The sequence below is a fragment of the Micromonospora sp. WMMD737 genome, assembly GCF_049179055.1.
Taxonomy (GTDB): Bacteria; Actinomycetota; Actinomycetes; order Mycobacteriales; family Micromonosporaceae; genus Micromonospora; species Micromonospora reichwaldensis.
In genome coordinates, this window is sequence record NZ_JBMHMH010000001.1 from 5276144 (window position 1) to 5291305 (window position 15162).

The 15162-nt window shown below is 71.9% G+C and carries 14 protein-coding genes and 1 tRNA gene; 7 read left to right on the forward strand and 8 right to left on the reverse strand.

The annotated features are described in order from the left end of the window. Positions 1 to 66: 66 nt before the first annotated feature. Entirely contained in the window at positions 67 to 705 is a 639-nt protein-coding gene (locus tag ACN27A_RS23325; protein ID WP_421456818.1) for a phosphatase PAP2 family protein, read from the reverse strand. A gap of 262 nt (positions 706 to 967) precedes the next feature. Here ACN27A_RS23325 and ACN27A_RS23330 point away from each other — a divergent pair, with 262 nt between their 5' ends. Both ACN27A_RS23330 and ACN27A_RS23335 read left to right on the forward strand, forming a co-directional pair. Beyond that, complete coding sequence (locus tag ACN27A_RS23330; protein WP_421456819.1) at positions 968 to 3268, forward strand: glycoside hydrolase family 65 protein; 2301 nt, start codon at positions 968 to 970, stop codon at positions 3266 to 3268. 45 nt (positions 3269 to 3313) lie between these two features. Next, positions 3314 to 3805 carry a GNAT family N-acetyltransferase gene (locus ACN27A_RS23335; protein ID WP_421456820.1) on the forward strand — a complete coding sequence of 164 codons (492 nt, stop codon included), beginning with the start codon at positions 3314 to 3316 and terminating at the stop codon, positions 3803 to 3805. On the opposite strand, the gene ACN27A_RS23340 is transcribed toward ACN27A_RS23335, so the two are convergent. Continuing rightward, positions 3749 to 4255 (reverse strand): hypothetical protein, encoded by a 507-nt coding sequence (locus ACN27A_RS23340; RefSeq protein ID WP_132232336.1) that lies wholly within the window; start codon positions 4253 to 4255, stop codon positions 3749 to 3751. The genes ACN27A_RS23335 and ACN27A_RS23340 overlap by 57 nt on opposite strands. 103 nt (positions 4256 to 4358) lie before the next feature. Continuing rightward, positions 4359 to 4967: a TetR/AcrR family transcriptional regulator gene (locus ACN27A_RS23345; RefSeq protein WP_421456821.1), complete on the reverse strand. Its 609-nt coding sequence runs from the start codon at positions 4965 to 4967 to the stop codon at positions 4359 to 4361. Between the two features lie 119 nt (positions 4968 to 5086). Here ACN27A_RS23345 and ACN27A_RS23350 point away from each other — a divergent pair, with 119 nt between their 5' ends. Together ACN27A_RS23350 and ACN27A_RS23355 are read left to right on the forward strand one after the other, a co-directional pair. After that, positions 5087 to 5953, forward strand: coding sequence for an SDR family oxidoreductase (locus ACN27A_RS23350; protein ID WP_421456822.1), 867 nt, complete (start codon positions 5087 to 5089; stop codon positions 5951 to 5953). Positions 5954 to 6094: 141 nt separating this feature from the next. Further along, positions 6095 to 6433, forward strand: coding sequence for a hypothetical protein (locus ACN27A_RS23355; protein ID WP_421456823.1), 339 nt, complete (start codon positions 6095 to 6097; stop codon positions 6431 to 6433). A 56-nt stretch (positions 6434 to 6489) separates the two neighbouring features. On the opposite strand, the gene ACN27A_RS23360 is transcribed toward ACN27A_RS23355, so the two are convergent. After that, complete coding sequence (locus ACN27A_RS23360) at positions 6490 to 7512, reverse strand: zinc-dependent alcohol dehydrogenase family protein (protein WP_421456824.1); 1023 nt, start codon at positions 7510 to 7512, stop codon at positions 6490 to 6492. Between the two features lie 119 nt (positions 7513 to 7631). After that, the gene (locus ACN27A_RS23365) at positions 7632 to 8351 is read right to left on the reverse strand and encodes a TetR/AcrR family transcriptional regulator (RefSeq protein ID WP_421456825.1); all 720 of its coding nucleotides are present in this window, start codon (positions 8349 to 8351) and stop codon (positions 7632 to 7634) included. A 104-nt stretch (positions 8352 to 8455) separates the two neighbouring features. Between ACN27A_RS23365 and ACN27A_RS23370 the strand changes: the two genes are divergently transcribed. Further along, positions 8456 to 9439 carry an NAD(P)-dependent alcohol dehydrogenase gene (locus ACN27A_RS23370; RefSeq protein WP_421456826.1) on the forward strand — a complete coding sequence of 328 codons (984 nt, stop codon included), beginning with the start codon at positions 8456 to 8458 and terminating at the stop codon, positions 9437 to 9439. Positions 9440 to 9503: 64 nt separating this feature from the next. Here ACN27A_RS23370 and argS read toward each other — a convergent pair whose 3' ends face one another. Both argS and ACN27A_RS23380 read right to left on the reverse strand, forming a co-directional pair. Continuing rightward, positions 9504 to 11222 (reverse strand): arginine--tRNA ligase, encoded by a 1719-nt coding sequence (gene argS, locus ACN27A_RS23375; RefSeq protein WP_421456827.1) that lies wholly within the window; start codon positions 11220 to 11222, stop codon positions 9504 to 9506. Between the two features lie 488 nt (positions 11223 to 11710). Then, positions 11711 to 12010: a DUF6342 family protein gene (locus ACN27A_RS23380; protein WP_421456828.1), complete on the reverse strand. Its 300-nt coding sequence runs from the start codon at positions 12008 to 12010 to the stop codon at positions 11711 to 11713. A gap of 416 nt (positions 12011 to 12426) precedes the next feature. On the opposite strand from ACN27A_RS23380, the gene ACN27A_RS23385 reads away from it, so the two are divergent. Further along, positions 12427 to 12990 carry a DinB family protein gene (locus ACN27A_RS23385; protein WP_421456829.1) on the forward strand — a complete coding sequence of 188 codons (564 nt, stop codon included), beginning with the start codon at positions 12427 to 12429 and terminating at the stop codon, positions 12988 to 12990. Positions 12991 to 13360: 370 nt separating this feature from the next. On the opposite strand, the gene ACN27A_RS23390 is transcribed toward ACN27A_RS23385, so the two are convergent. Next, a tRNA-Lys gene (locus ACN27A_RS23390) sits at positions 13361 to 13432 on the reverse strand. A gap of 516 nt (positions 13433 to 13948) precedes the next feature. Between ACN27A_RS23390 and ACN27A_RS23395 the strand changes: the two genes are divergently transcribed. Continuing rightward, the gene (locus ACN27A_RS23395; protein ID WP_421456830.1) at positions 13949 to 15094 is read left to right on the forward strand and encodes an ROK family transcriptional regulator; all 1146 of its coding nucleotides are present in this window, start codon (positions 13949 to 13951) and stop codon (positions 15092 to 15094) included. Positions 15095 to 15162 lie beyond the last annotated feature (68 nt).

Sequence of the window (15162 nt, forward strand, 5' to 3'; positions counted from 1 at the left end):
CCGTCCGGGCAGGCCTTCCGTCCGCGCAGGCCCTCCGTGCGGGCAGGTTCCGCGTCCCGCGAGCGGTCAGCGGCGGGACGTCGGGGTGGCCGGATCGCGGACGGGGCGCTCGGCCTGGCGGGCGCGGCGGTGCAGCAGCCCGGCGGCGGGGCGGGCGAACAGCGGGGTGAGCAGCGCGGCGAACAGGGCGCCGAGCAGGACACCGGCGACCACGTCGTGCGGGTAGTGCACGCCGACGAGGGTGCGGGAGAACGCGGCCAGCGCCGCCAGCGGCAGCGCCACCAGGCCGACCCGGCGGGACAGCAGCAACGTCGCCACCGCCAGGCCGCCCGCGATCGTGGAGTGGTTGCTGGGGAACGACCAGTCGCCCGTCGGTGGGCACTCGCCGGCGATGATGGCGAGTTCGGTGGCGATCGCCCGGCAGGGGCGTTCCTGGTCCACCACCGTCTTCAGCAGCTCGCTGCACCCGTACGCGAGCACCACCGGCGCCGGCGACACCAGGGCGTAGGCGCGGTCGCGCGCCCCGCCCCCGAGCCGGGACACGGCCGCGATCAGCCACAGCGCGCCGAGCAGCAGGATCGCGCCCTCGGTGAAGTGCTCGGCGAACCACTGCACCGGTTGCGGGGTGTCGGCGGCGAAGTCGACGATGTCCTGGTACCACTCGACACTGATCTTCGGAACGTCCGGCGTGTCCGCATCAATCATGATTCACCTCACGGATCGTTCATACCTCGTTTAGCTCCCGGACAACCCTGGAATACCTGGAAGCCGGGCGCAGTGTGCATTGGTCGGGTGGTGGCCCCGACTTTCGTCTCAGCGACCTCTCAGCCCCATCTGCTTCGATTGGCCCGGTACGTCGGACTTCCCTGGAGGCGCTGTGCACGAAACCCCCATCACCGATCGGCCGCCGACCGGACGGGTCACGGGGGGCGACGAGGCCTGGCGGATCCGACGTACGCAGGCGGACATGGACCGCCTCGCCGAGACCGAGTCGATCTTCGCGTTGGGCAACGGCTGGGTCGGCTGGCGCGGCACCCTGGACGAGGGCACGCCCTACGGCATGCCCGGCACCTACCTCAACGGCTTCCACGAGCGGCGCGAGCTCGACTATCCCGAGGACGGGTACGCCTTCCCGCAGTTCAGCGACACGGTGATCAGCGCGCCGAACGCGGCCCTGATCCGCCTCTGGGTCGACGGCGAACCGCTGGACGTGCGCACCGGCACCCTGCGCACCCACGAGCGGGTGCTCGACCTGCGCGCCGGGGTGGTCGAACGGCACACCGAGTGGATCTCGCCGGCCGGGCACGGTGTACGCGTCCGCAGCGTCCGGCTGGTCTCCCTGCCCCGGCGTCCGGTGGCGGCCGTCCGGTGGTCCGTCGAGCCATTGGACGGCACGGTCGAGGTGCGGGTCTGCGCCGACCTGCTCGCCAACGAGCGGGTGCCGGAGCGCGCCGACGACCCCCGCGCCGCCTCCGTGATCACCGACCCGCTGACCGCCGAGTACCGGCACTCCGACGGGCACGACGGCGTCCTCGTCCACCGCACCGAGCACAGCGGCCAGCGGGTCGCCGTCGCCGTCGCGCACGACGTGCACGCCCCGGACGGCTTCGCTCCCGGCGTCGACTGCACCCCCGACCGGCTGCGCCTCACGCTGACCGGGACGCTGCGCGCCGGCGAGCGGCTGCGACTGACCAAGTTCGCCGCGTACGAGTGCACCCCGGTGGACGGCCTGCCCCCGCAGGAGCTGGCCCGCCTGGTCGTCGCGGAGGCCGACGCGGCCCGCGCGGAGGGCTTCGAGGCCCTGCTCACCGGCCAGCGCGCGGCGCTGGACGCCGCCTGGCAGACCGCCGACGTGCAGCTCGACGGCGACGACGAACTCCAGCAGGCCATCCGCTTCTCGGTGTTCCACCTGCTCCAGGCGGGCCGGGCGGACGGCGACCGGACCATCCCCGCCAAGGGCCTGACCGGCAACGGCTACGACGGGCACGTGCTCTGGGACACGGAGGGCTACGTCCTGCCCGTGCTGACCTACCTCGACCCGCCGCTGGCCCGCTCGGCGCTGCGCTGGCGGCACGCCCACCTGCCGGAGGCCCGCGAGCGCGCGGCGGAGCTGCGGCTGCCCGGGGCGACCTTCCCGTGGCGGACCCTCGGCGGGCGGGAGTGCTCCGGCTACTGGCCGGCCGGCACGGCCGGGCTGCACCTCAACGCCGACATCGCCGACGCGGTGCTGCGCTACGCCGCCGCCACGGGCGACGAGGAGTTCCTCGCCGGGCCCGGGCTGGAGCTGCTGGTCGAGACGGCCCGGCTCTGGCACGGCTTCGGCCACTGGTCCGACACCGGCACCTTCCACCTGCACGGCGTGACCGGCCCCGACGAGTACAGCGCCCTGGTCGACGACAACGTCTTCACCAACCTGATGGCCCGGCGCAACCTGCGCGGGGCCGCCGACGCCGCCGAGCGGCACCCCGACGCGGCGGCCCGGCTCGGGGTCGAGGCGGCCGAGGTGTCGGCCTGGCGGGCGGCGGCCGACGCGGTCTTCGTCCCGTACGACCGCAAGCGCGGGGTGCACCAGCAGTCGGCCGGCTTCACCGAGCAGCCGGAGTGGAACTTCGCGGACACCTCGGACGACGACTACCCGTTGCTGCTGCACTTCCCCTACCTGGAGCTGTACCGCAAGCAGGTGGTCAAGCAGGCCGACCTGGTGCTCGCCATGCAGCGCTGCCCGGGGGAGTTCACGGCCGACGAGAAGGCCCGCAACTTCGCCTACTACGAGGCGCGGACCGTCCGGGACTCGTCGCTGTCGGCCTCCCCGCAGGCCGTGCTCGCCGCCGAGGTCGGGCACCTCGACCTGGCGTACGACCTGTTCGCCGAGTCGGTGCTCCAGGACCTGGCGGACCTCGGCGACAAGACCGGCGACGGGCTGCACCTGGCGTCGCTGGGCGGGGCGTGGCTGGCCCTGGTGCAGGGCTTCGGCGGGCTGCGCGACGACCGCGGGGTGCTCTCCTTCGACCCCCGACTGCCGGCGGCGATCGACCGGCTCGCGTTCCACCTGCGCTGGCACGGCCACCGGCTGCGGGTCACCCTCACCGCCGACGAGGCCCGCTACGAGCTGCCGGACGCCGACCCGGAGACCGGCATCGAGGTGTGGCACCACGGCGAGCCGCTCCGGGTCACCGGAGCCGGGCCGGTCACCCGCCCGATGCCCGAGGTGCCCGACCCGGGGCCGGAGCCGCCCTCCCCGCCCGGCCGCCGCCCCACCCGCCGCTGAGCTGTAAGGAAGGGCCCCTTCCTTACACCTGGGTAGGGTGGCGCGGTGCCCGAACTCGAGCGGCTCGCCGCCCACCACGCCGACGCGCTGCTGCGCTTCGAGCGGGAGAACCGGGAGTGGTTCGCGCGCTCGGTGCCGGACCGGGGCGACGCGTACTTCGCCGACTTCGCCGCGCGGCACGCGGGGCTGCTCGCCGAGCAGGAGAGCGGCACCTGCCACTTCCACGTCCTCGTGGAGCCGGACGGGACGGTGCTGGGCCGGTTCAACCTGGTCGACGTCGCCGACGGCGAGGCCGAGCTGGGCTACCGGGTGGCCGAGCGGGCCGCCGGCCGCGGGGTGGCGACCGACGGCGTCCGCCGCGTCGTGGCACTGGCCCGCCGGGCGTACGGGCTGCGCCGGCTGATTGCCGGGACCACGCTGGACAACGCGGGCTCGCTCGCGGTGCTCCGGCGTACCGGGTTCACGCCGGTGGGCGAGGTGTCACTCGACGGGCGCCCCGGGCTGCGGTTCGCCCGCGGGCTGACGGCCGACGACTGACGCGCCCGACATCCGCTGCCGGACGGTCTCCAGTGCCTCGAAGGCGTACGCCCAGTTGTGGCACTTGAAGCTGCGCAGCCCCTCGATCGCGGTGCGGCAGTCGGTGCAGCGCACCCCGGCGATCGCGTCCGGGACCTCGGTGTTGACGTACCTGCGGTCGCCGAGGATGACCGTCGCGATCATCATCCGGTCGTGCACGCCGGAGAGGGCGGAGGAGACGATGTCGTACCAGTTCACCCGGCGGCCGCACTTCGGGCAGTCCGGCTCGTCGCCGCTGACCCAGAGCGGGGCGCCGATGCTGCGCAGCGGCATGCCGAGCAGCTTCTCGATCCGCCGTACGTCCGACTCCGGGGTCGTCCACCGGTGCCTGCCGGGCAGCGAGGCGGGCGAGTCGTAGACGGCACGGAACAGGACCGGGTCGACCTCCACGGTCTCGCGCTGACTGGTCATCGGCGTGCCTCCTCCACGGTCGGTGCCCACCAGGTGGGGCGGGGACGACCGGATCAACGACGACCGGGGGTCCGGTGTTGTGTCCGCCCGGCGACGCGAGGGGCTACGCCTCGCGGGGGCGCAGGCCGCGCAGCGCCGTGTCCACCACCTGGTCGGCGTACCCGTGCGTCAGCGGGCCGGTGCGCTGGAGCCACCGGTTGAGGAGCGGCCCGAAGATCAGGTCGACGGCCACGTCGAGGCCGACGTCCTCGGCGAGCTGGCCGGCACGCCGGGCGGCGCGCAGACGTTCCTTCTTGAGCTCCCGCATGGGCCCGTCCAGCCGCTCCGCATAGTCGGCGGCGAGGGCGGGGTCGTGGACGATCTCGGTGTGCAGGGCGCGCATGGGCAGGTCGTAGCGCGGGTCGTTCAGCTCGTCGACGACGGCCCGCAGGACCAGCTTCAGGTCGGCGGCCAGGTCGCCGGTGTCCGGCAGGGCGCCGTCCTGCCCGCCGTCGGTCGTGAGCGCGAGGAAGGCGTCGAACAGCAGGGCGCCCTTCGAGGGCCACCAGCGGTAGATCGTCTGCTTGCCGACGCCGGCGGCGGCGGCGATGCCCTCGATGCTGAGCTTCGCGTAGCCGACGTCGCCGACGAGGTCGAAGGCGGCGGTGAGGATGGCGCGGCGTGCGGTCTCGCTGCGGCGGCTGGAGTCGGGGGCGACCTTCTGCGTGGGCACCGGCCCAATCTAGCAAGAGGATGAGACGAGACGGTCCGTCTTGACAGCGGAGCCCGATCGGGTAGGGTCACTCCCGTCAACAAGACGAGACGGTCCGTCTCGTTAGGGAGGGAGCCCTCATGGAAGCCTCAGCCACCGCCGCACCCCGGGTCTGGTTCGTCACCGGGGCCAGCCGCGGCCTCGGCCGCGCCTTCACCGAGGCCGCGCTCGCCGCCGGCGACCGGGTCGTCGGCGCGGCCCGGGACGTCTCGCCGCTCGACGACCTCGTCGCCCGGCACCCCGACCGCCTGCTGGCGCTGCGCCTCGACGTCACGGACCGCGCGGCGGTCCTCGACGTCGTCGAGGAGGCGGTACGGCACTTCGGCCGGCTCGACGTCGTCGTGAACAACGCCGGGGCGCTCTACATGGGCATGGTCGAGGAGTTCACCGAGGCCGAGGCCCGCGCCCAACTGGACCTCAACTTCTTCGGCGCGCTCTGGGTCAGCCAGGCCGTCCTGCCGCACCTGCGCGCCCAGCGCGGCGGGCACGTCGTGCAGGTCTCCAGCATCGGCGCCCTCGGCGGCTTCCCCAGCACGGGACTCTACAGCGCGAGCAAGTTCGCGCTGGAGGGCATGAGCGAGGCACTGGCCGCCGAGGCCGCCGGCTTCGGCGTCAAGGTCACCATCGTCCAGCCGGGCGGCTACTGGACCGACCTCTACACCAGCAGCACGGCGACCGCCCCGAACCCCGCCTACGACCCGCTGCGGGAGGAGTTGGCGCGGCAGTGGGCGGAAGGGTCGATCGACAGCGAACCCCGGCTGGCCGCCGAGGCGCTGATGAAACTCGTCGCCAGCGACGACCCGCCGCTGCGGCTGCTGCTGGGCAGCATGGTCTACGACCTCGCCTTCGACATCTCCAGGCGACGCATGGACGTCTGGGCCGGCTGGGAAGAGGTGAGCCGCGCCGCCGAGCAGGCGGTCCCGGCCCCGGGCGCCGGGCCGGCCTGACCTGCGGGCCGGGTCGACGGGAGGCGGCGGGGGCTCCGTCAGTCGGTTCAGATCCCCGTGCTTCTCGCGTCCAGTTCCTCCACTCCACCGTGGACCCGTTCGCCGTCCGATGGCGGAGGCGCACTACGCTCCGTCGTCCACATGCAACAGCCGCGCGCCATCGGCGACCTGACCGGCGACGACGCGGCCGACGCGGTGGTCCCGGTGCTGATGGACGGCGGCGGGACCGGCAAGTTCTGGCAGATCGTGATGTACGGCAACATCGACGGTAAGCCCGTCTACGTCACCATTGTCGACATCGGCGACCGTACGCCCGTGGAGTCGGTCTCGATCAGGTCGCGCCGGGCCACGGTGGTCCACCTGACCCGCCCCGAGGACGCGTCCTCGGCGGAGGTCGCCGTGCGGCGTACGGCCGTCTACGAACTCAGCGGCAGCCGGCCCGTCGAGACCAGCCACACGGACGCGCCGTACACCCCCTGAGCGGTCGGCCGCGCGGTGGGCCGTTCCGACGCGGAACGGCCCACCGGTCCGGTCGCTCAGGGATTGAGCAGGACCTTGATGGCCCGGCGCTCGTCCATGGCCCGGTACCCCTCGGCGGCCTGGTCGAGGGGGAGGGTGAGGTCGAAGACCCGGCCGGGGTCGATCTCACGCTTGTAGATCAGGTCGATCAGCTCGGGCAGGAAGCGACGCACCGGGGCGGGGCCGCCGTGCAGGTGCACGTGGGAGAAGAACAGCTCCTCGCCGGGCAGTTCGACGTCGTGGGCGACGCCGACGTAGCCGACGTGCCCTCCCGCCCGGGTGGAGCGGATGGCCTGCAACATCGACTCCTGGGTGCCGACCGCCTCGATGACCGAGTGCGCGCCGAGGCCGTCGGTCAGGTCCTTGATACGGGCGACGCCGTCGTCGCCGCGCTCGGTGACGATGTCGGTGGCGCCGTAGTGGGTCGCCAGCTTCTGGCGGGGCTCGTGCCGGCTGACCGCGATGACGCGTTCCGCGCCGAGCCGCCGGGCCGCCAGCACGGCGAGCAGGCCCACCGCACCGTCGCCGACGACCGCGACGGTCTTGCCCGGGCCAACCTCGGCGGCCACCGCGCCGAACCAGCCGGTGCCGAGCACGTCGGAGGCCGCGAGCAGGGCCGGGACCAGGTCGTCGGTAGGGAGGTCGGGCGTGGCGACCAGGGTGCCGTCGGCCAGCGGTACGCGCAGGTACTCGGCCTGGGCACCCAGCCCGCCCACCGGCTCCCGGTGGACGCACGAGGACTGGTAGCCCACGCGGCAGATGGCGCAGGTGTTGTCGGAGGCGAAGAAGGAGCCGACGACGAACTGGCCGGGCTTGATCTTCCTGACCTCGTCGCCGACCTCCTGGACGACGCCGACGTACTCGTGGCCCATGGGGGACGGCCCGTGGACCGTCTCGATGCCGCGATACGGCCACAGGTCCGAACCGCAGACGCAGGTGGCGGACAGGCGGATGATCGCGTCGGTCGGGAGGAGGATCCGCGGATCTTCGCGCTCCTCCACCCGTACGTCGCGGGGGGCGTGCAGGACGACACCACGCATCAGGCTCTTCCCTTCGGTCCGGTCCGGCTGCGACGAGACGGCTCGCCTTCCGGCTTACCCAGTCCGGGCGTGGGCTTGCCGCCGTGGGGCGAGCAACACCGGGTGCCACGACAGCGTGGTCACCGGACAACCGATCGCGGCGACGTCCAGTTCTGCTGTCGGAGCCGTTCGATGCCGTCCAGCAGCAGGTCCAGCGCGAACTCGAACTCGAACTGGTCGTCGCAGCCCTGTCCCACCACCGACGCGTCGTCGTGGGACGCGGCCGTGGAGATCTCCGCGAGGTGCGGGAACCGGGCCGCGACCTCCGGCGGGAAGGCCTGCGGTGGTTCTGAGCTGGCCGTGCCGGAGCGGCCGGCGCGCCGGGAGGCGTCGAACAGCTCCTGGCTGAAGCCCAGGATCCGGCTGCCCATCGCGTGCATCACGTGGTGGGCGAGGTCGGCGGAGAACCCGCCGGCCCGGAGGGTCCCGACCACCGAGTCGAGGTACGCGAGGACGGCCGGCGTCGCCATGTTCCGCGACTCGATCGCGAGCGGCGCCCAGGGGTGGCGCCGCAGCACCTGCCGCGCCGAGAGGATGCGGCTGCGGACCGTGTGCTTCCAGTCGGCGTCGGGCACCGGCGGGTCGATCTCGCCGACGACGACGTCGATCATGCCGTCGAGCAGTTCGTCCTTGTTGGCCACGTGCTTGTAGAGGGCCATCGGCACGACGCCAAGGTCCTGGGCGAGGTTGCGCATGCTGAGGGACTCGATCCCGGCCACGTCGGCGAGCGCGACGGCGGCGTGCAGGATCCGGTCCCTGCTCAGCGGCGTCCGGCGCAGTGTCTCAGCCTGCTCAGCCATCTCGGTCCTCGTCTTCCGGCGGCGGTGGAAACCATAACCGCCTTGACCGGTGTACGCCGTACACCTACATTCGGTGTACGGCGTACACCTAGTGGGAGGCAAAGATGAAGGCGATAGTCCAGGAGCGGTACGGCCCGCCGGAGACACTCACGCTCGCGGACGTCGACGTGCCGGTGCCCGCCGCCGGCGAGGTGCTCGTGCGGGTCGAGGCCGCCGCGCTCAACGCGTACGACTGGCATGCCATGCGTGGCGATCCGCGGATGGCGCGGTTGGCGATGGGGCGGACGCGGCCCCGCGCGCGCATCCGTGGCCGCGACTTCGCCGGCCGGGTCGAGGCCGTCGGCAGCCACGTCCGACAGGTGCGCCCGGGCGACGTCGTCTTCGGCGACCTCGGCGACGCCAACGGCGCGTTCGCCGAGTACGTGAGCGTGCCCGAGACCATGATCGCGCCGAAGCCGGCGAACCTGACCCCGCAGCAGGCCGCCGCCCTGCCGCTGGCCGGTGTCACCGCGCTCATGGGGCTGCGCGACGTCGGGCGGGTCGAGCCCGGCCACCGCGTCCTCGTCAACGGCGCCTCCGGCGGCGTCGGCACCCTGGCCGTCCAACTGGCCAAGGCGCTCGGTGCGACCGTGACCGGCGTGTGCAGCACCCGCAACGTCGACCTGGTCCGCTCCCTCGGCGCCGACCACGTCGTCGACTACACCCGCGACGACTTCACCCGCGAGGCCCGCCGCCACGACGTCGTGTTCGACCTGGTCGGCAACCGCTCACTCACCGCGCTCCGGCGGGCGCTGACCCCGACCGGGACGCTTGTGCTTTCCGGCGGCGGCGTGTACGGCGGCGGCAGCCTCGTCGGGTCGGTCTGGCTCCTCGCGCGCGGACGGCTGCTGGCGCCCCTCGTCCGCCAGCGCATCGTCACCCTCACCGCAACGCCCAGCCGGCAGCACCTCGACACGCTCCGCGCCCACGCCGAGGCCGGCCGCCTCACCCCGGTCATCGACCGGACCTACCCGCTGCGCGAGGTGCCCCAGGCCATCCGGTACCTCGAAGGCGAACACGCGCGGGCGAAGGTGGTCATCACCCTGTGACCTGCGGTGCCGCTGCCGGCGGCGACACTTCGGGCGCGGCAGGTGCGCGAGGTCGACACGCCGATCACATGCGTTCGGGGGTGCTGATGCCGAGCAGGTACAACCCCTGCCGGAGCACCCGGGCGGTCACGTCGCAGAGCGCCAGCCGGCTCTCCCGGACCGGCCCGTCGGCGCGCAGCACCGGGCAGCGCTCGTAGAACGCGCTGAACGCGACGGCCAACCGGTACAGGTATCCGGTCAGGTGGTGGAACTCCAGGCTGTCCGCCACCTCGCCGACCACCGTCCCGAAGCCGACCAGCTCGAAGGCGAGCGCCCGTTCGGCCGGATCGGCCAGCGAGATCGCCGCCTCCGGCCGGGCCGCCACCCCGGCCCGCCGGAAGATCGACCGGATCCGCGAGTACGCGTACTGGAGGTAGGGCGCGGTGTTGCCGTCCAGCGACAGCATCCGCTCCCAGTCGAGCACGTAGTCCTTGTGCCGGTCGCTGGACAGGTCGGCGTACTTGATCGCGCCGATGCCGACCGCCCGGCCCACGTCGGCCGCCTCCGCCTCGCCCAGGTCCGGGTTCCGCTCCCGGGCCAGCGCCGTAGCCCGGACGATCGCCTCCTCCAGCAGTCCGACCAGCTTCACCGAGCCGCCGGCCCGGCTGCGCAGCATCCGCCCGTCCGATCCGAGGATCGAGCCGAACCCGACGTGCTCGGCCCGGGCCGGCGGGGCCAGCCAGCCGGCCTGCGCGGCGGCGGCGTACACCATCTCGAAGTGCCGCCGCTGCGGCAGGCCGACCACGTAGAGCAACCGGGTCGCGGCCAGCGTGCCGGTGCGGTGCCGGATCGCCGCCAGGTCGGTTGCCGGATAGCCGTACCCGCCGTCGGACTTGCGGACGATCAGCGGCAGCGGCTCGCCGTCCCGGCCCACCGAGCCGGGCGGAAACACGCAGGCCGCACCCTCGCTCTCCCGCAGCAGCCCCAGGCGGTCCAGCTCCTCGGCCACCGGTCCGAGCAGGTCGTTGTAGCTGCTCTCACCGTGGAAGTCCCGCTCGGTGAGGGTCACGTCGAGCAGGTCGTAGACGATCATGAAGTACCGCTCGGACTGCTCCACCAGCAACCGCCACAGCCGCAGCGTCGCCGGATCGCCGCTCTGCAGGGCCACCACCCGCCGCCGGGACCGCTCCCGGAACGCCTCATCCGCGTCGAACGCGACCCGGGCCGCCTTGTAGAACGAGTCCAGGTCACCCATGGACAGCTCGCGCGCCGCCTCGGCCCCGCCCAGGTCGACCAGGTGCTCGATCAGCATGCCGAACGGCGTGCCCCAGTCACCCAGGTGGTTGGCCCGCAGCACCCGGTGCCCCAGCCACTCCAGCAGCCGCGCGGCCGCGTCGCCGATCACCGTCGACCGCAGGTGCCCGACGTGCATCTCCTTCGCCACGTTCGGCGCCGAGTAGTCGACCACCACCGTCTCCGGCTCGACGGCCACCGGCACCCCGAGCCGCGGGTCGGTGGCCAGCGCGGAGACCAGCCCGCCCAGGGCTTCGTCGGCGACGGTCAGGTTGAGGAAGCCCGGCCCGGAGACCTCCGCCGCGCCGCACAGATCGGCCAGCTCCGCGAGGTCCAGCACCTCGGCGGCGATCGCGCGCGGCGGCCGGCCGAGCCGCCGGGCCAGCGCCAGCGCCGCGTCGGACTGGAAGTCCGCGCGCTGCGAGCGCCGCACAACCGGATCCACCGGCCCGCCGGCCACCGTCGCGAACGCCGGCGCCAGCCGGTCGGCCAGCAGTTTCTCAAGGTCCATGGGGTACGCCGATCTCGCTCGGATCCGCCGCGCGGATCACCGGATGGGGATGCGGGCGGACCGAGGACGATCGACGATGACCGGCGGCTCGATCCGCCGGTCGCAGGAGAAGAAGAACTCAGCGCAGGCGGTCGCGGGACCGCCGGCGTCGCAGCGCGCCGACCTGGACGTCGGGGGACGTCATCGGGAACGCGGGCGAGCTGGTCATGGCAGCAGCCTATCCGCCCGGGCCGGGGGCTGCGCAACGCCGTTCCCGCAGCGAGCGGGCACAGCCGGGATCGTCAGGCCGTAGTGGCGGACAGCCGGGCATCGGGCCGCGGGTGTCCACGGGCGGCGCGTGAGGCTGGGGCGTTTGCTCGGGCCCCATGCTCACTCGCGCCCGTTCACAGGGTGAGGTGGAGCACGCCATCTACTCGACATTGGCCGGCATGGCACGGGAGCACCCGCCGGTGTGCAGGTGCTCCCGTGATTTACGGTTGGCGTCGTTATCAGTACTGCAGATTCGTCTGCATTTCCGTGACGCGGCCGGCAATCTGCAGATTGCCGTCGGAATCCAGAATGGCGATGATCTTCTTCTGGCTTCCGTGGTGGGTGGTGAAGAAAATCTTGTCGGCCTCTTGGCTGGTGCTGTGGTTGGTGTTCACCGACAGCTCGATGCTGACCGGTGAGCTGATCAGTACGTCCCGCTTGGGTGAATTCGGGTAGCATTGGTTCTGCCGCAGCGTGATTCTCCCATGGGTGTCACCCTCGTCCCAGTCCGAGGCCACGCCCAAGTCGATGTCCGGCATGGGAATCTCCCTTCCTTGATTCACGATGATTTCCCGTGTTCGGGAGCAGCCTATGGCTTCCATAGCCGGCGGCAAATGTCGGTTATATTGCTGAGCCGGTTAATAGTTTGGCCACCATCAGGTAAAGCTGGTGTAGCCCGGGACACAATCAAGGGCGCAGGCAAGGTGATGGCATTACCGTCGTGAGCGGTTGCGGGTAGACGCATTTTGCGCCGAGCTCAAACGCCTCGCCGCCCGCCAGATCTCTGACCTGCTGAAACGTCTTCCATCGTTTCCGGCGTCCTCCGCCGCTACTCGCGCTCAGTTGCGCCGGATCTGCGGCACGGACCGGGCACGGCGCAGGCAACGCCCGAGGCATGATTCGACGCGTCCACGAGGGGCGGCAGCCAGGTCTGCGTCGTATGTAGTGTGCGGAAGTGACAAGAAGCGAGCGACTCGCGGACCAGCTGGACCGGCACTGGCACAAGAACCTGCGGCCACGGCTGCACGGTCTTGCCGATGAGGAGTACTTTTGGGAGCCGGTGCGCGGCTGCTGGAGCATCCGCCCATGTGGCACGTCGGCGGCACCGATGTCGGTAGGCTCGGGGAAGTGGACCATGGACTTCGCGTCCCCTGGCCCGATGCCGGCGCCGGTGACCACGATTGCCTGGCGGCTGGCGCACATCATCGTCTCCTGCCTAGGTTATCGGGTCGGATGGCACTTCGGCGGCCAGGACGTCGACTCGCAGACATTTGCCTACGCGGGGACCGCCGACGAGGCGCTGAAACAGCTCGATGAGATGTATGAGAGATGGAACGCGGGGGTCCGCGAGCTCTCGGACGATGACCTGGAGAATCCGCCCACGGTGGGTCCCGAGCGGGTTCCCATGGAGGGCATCGTTCTGCACGTCAACAGGGAGCTGATCCATCACGGCGCTGAGATTTCCTTGCTGCGCGACCTCTACCGCTGGCAGGACGGAGCCGTACCGCGCGGAATATGACTACCCCGCCGCTGCCTCCGGCTGAATCACGCACGAGAGGGTGCGGCCGGCCCTGCCAATGCCGGCGGGAGGTCGCCAGCAGGCCGGGGTCGAGCATCCGGTGGGTGTGGCTGAGGTACTGGTTCCAGGCCGTCGCGGTAAAGACCAGCCTCACGCGACGTCGCGCACGTTGGCCGGGTCGACCAGGTCCGCTCGGCCGCGTCGCCTTCCTCAAGCTCCGCGATCGAGCGGCGCAGGGCTGCGGCGAAAAGTACCTCGGATGGGTTCGACCCTGGCGACGGATCCACGGGTGCTGCTGCACTTCGCTGCCGTGCCGGACCCGACTGACGGCAACAGCGGCCCCGCAAAGGGCCGCTGAGCTGCGGAGGAGTGGGCCGCCAGGGACTCGAACCCTGAACCTATGGATTAAAAGTCCACAGCTCTGCCATTGAGCTAGCGGCCCGCGCGCTCAGGTTACCGGAAGGCGGCCGGTTGCGACTCTCGGCTTTCGCGCCGTGGGGCGGAACCGGCAGCCCCGGCGAGGGGCGCCCGCCACGACGGCGTTCCGGGCGTACGGGAGAAATCAGGCCGGGCGGCGCGGAGGGCGCCGGACGGTCAACTGCCCTCGGAGGCCTTTGATCTTGGTGCCCCGGGGTCGGTTGCGGTCCGGCGATCAATCTCAAAGGAGGCTGGCGAGCCTCCGGTCGGACCTTATCGGAGAGCCGGCGCCCGTGGTGTCCCTCCTCGCCGCCGTGTCGGCTCGCCGGAGTGCTGCCGGGCCCGTCCAGCGCCGTGGTCAGCGGCTCTACCAGGGGTGTTAACTGGCTGAAGCCGCCGCAAAAAGCGGGCCATGGGAATGTAACAACTTGGGAACAAGGCGAGCCGCGTTCTTGTCCGCAGTTTGTTAGCCGCCTGTACTAACCGGGTGACCTGCATTGATGAGACGGGAACCACACCGCCGGAGCCTCAGGACCGCGCGGTGGGGACCCTGCGGCGAGACCGGGTTCCGGCCCGGGTCCGCTCCGGCGAGAAGGTGCTCCCGGAGCAGGCCCGCGTGCACAACCGCGAGTTGCTGCTGCGCACGCTGTACCGGGAAGGGCCGCACAGCCGGGCGGACCTGGCGCGACGCACGGGGCTGACGAGGGTCTCGGTCTCGGACGTCGTGAGCGACCTCCTCGCGGACGACCTCGTGGTCGAGGTCGGTACGCGGGCAGGGACGCGGCCCGGGAAGCCGGCCATGATGCTCGAGTTCAACGAGCACGCCTACCAGGCGATCGCCGTCGACCTGAGCCACTCGACGCTCTACCGGGGGGCAGTGCTCGACCTCGGCGGCTCGGTGGTGGCTCGTCAGCAGGTCGAGAACGAGGGCAGCACCGGAGCCGACGCGTTGGCGAAGGTCGTCGGTCTCGTCGGGGCGTTGCGCGAACAGGTGACGGCGCCGCTGCTCGGCATCGGCATCGGCACCCCGGGGATCGTGGACCTCGGCGGCGTCGTCCTCAGCGCACCGAACCTGGGGTGGAAGGACCTCAACCTCCGGTCGGTGCTGACCGGGCAGTTCGGCTGCCCCGTGGTCGTGTCGAACGACGCCAACGCCACCGCGCTCGCCGAGCGCAGTTACGGCGAGAGCGCGGCCGACACCCTCCTCGTGCGGGTCGGTGTCGGCGTGGGGGCGGGTCTGCTGCTCGGCGGCACGCCCGTCCTGGGCAGCAGGTTCGCGGCCGGCGAGATCGGCCACGTGGTCGTGGACACCGGCAGCGAACGGGCCTGTGTCTGCGGAAAGTTCGGCTGCCTCGAGACCTGGCTGTCGACCCGGCGCATCCAGGAAGACCTCTCGGAAGCCCGTACCGACGCGGAGCACACCCGGGTCCTCGCCGCCGCGGGCGAGGCGCTCGGTGCGGTGCTGGCCCCGATCGTGGCCGCCATCAACGTCTCGGAAATCGTCCTCAGCGGGCCGCACCGGGTGCTGGAAGGACCGCTGGCCGCCGCGGCGATGGAAACCATCCGGCAGCGCGCCCTGACAGAGGTCCACGGCGACATCGTCCTGCGGCTCTCGGAGCTCGGCGACGACATCGTCCTGCGCGGCGCGACCGCCATGGTCATGAGCCAACAACTCGGGATCGCCTGATCCGCTGATCCGATCCCCGTCACTCATAGCGACGCCGACCGGCGCTGGCTTTGCAGCAATAGAAGGGA

What these genes read in the sequence shown, in the direction of transcription:
- ACN27A_RS23325 (WP_421456818.1), bottom strand. Translation starts at nt 705, where the DNA reads ATGATTGATGCGGACACGCCGGACGTTCCGAAGATCAGTGTCGAGTGG.
- ACN27A_RS23330 (WP_421456819.1), top strand. Translation starts at nt 968, where the DNA reads ATGGACCGCCTCGCCGAGACCGAGTCGATCTTCGCGTTGGGCAACGGC.
- ACN27A_RS23340 (WP_132232336.1), bottom strand. Translation starts at nt 4,255, where the DNA reads ATGACCAGTCAGCGCGAGACCGTGGAGGTCGACCCGGTCCTGTTCCGT.
- ACN27A_RS23350 (WP_421456822.1), top strand. Translation starts at nt 5,087, where the DNA reads ATGGAAGCCTCAGCCACCGCCGCACCCCGGGTCTGGTTCGTCACCGGG.
- ACN27A_RS23355 (WP_421456823.1), top strand. Translation starts at nt 6,095, where the DNA reads ATGCAACAGCCGCGCGCCATCGGCGACCTGACCGGCGACGACGCGGCC.
- ACN27A_RS23360 (WP_421456824.1), bottom strand. Translation starts at nt 7,512, where the DNA reads ATGCGTGGTGTCGTCCTGCACGCCCCCCGCGACGTACGGGTGGAGGAG.
- ACN27A_RS23365 (WP_421456825.1), bottom strand. Translation starts at nt 8,351, where the DNA reads ATGGCTGAGCAGGCTGAGACACTGCGCCGGACGCCGCTGAGCAGGGAC.
- ACN27A_RS23370 (WP_421456826.1), top strand. Translation starts at nt 8,456, where the DNA reads ATGAAGGCGATAGTCCAGGAGCGGTACGGCCCGCCGGAGACACTCACG.
- argS (WP_421456827.1), bottom strand. Translation starts at nt 11,222, where the DNA reads ATGGACCTTGAGAAACTGCTGGCCGACCGGCTGGCGCCGGCGTTCGCG.
- ACN27A_RS23380 (WP_421456828.1), bottom strand. Translation starts at nt 12,010, where the DNA reads ATGCCGGACATCGACTTGGGCGTGGCCTCGGACTGGGACGAGGGTGAC.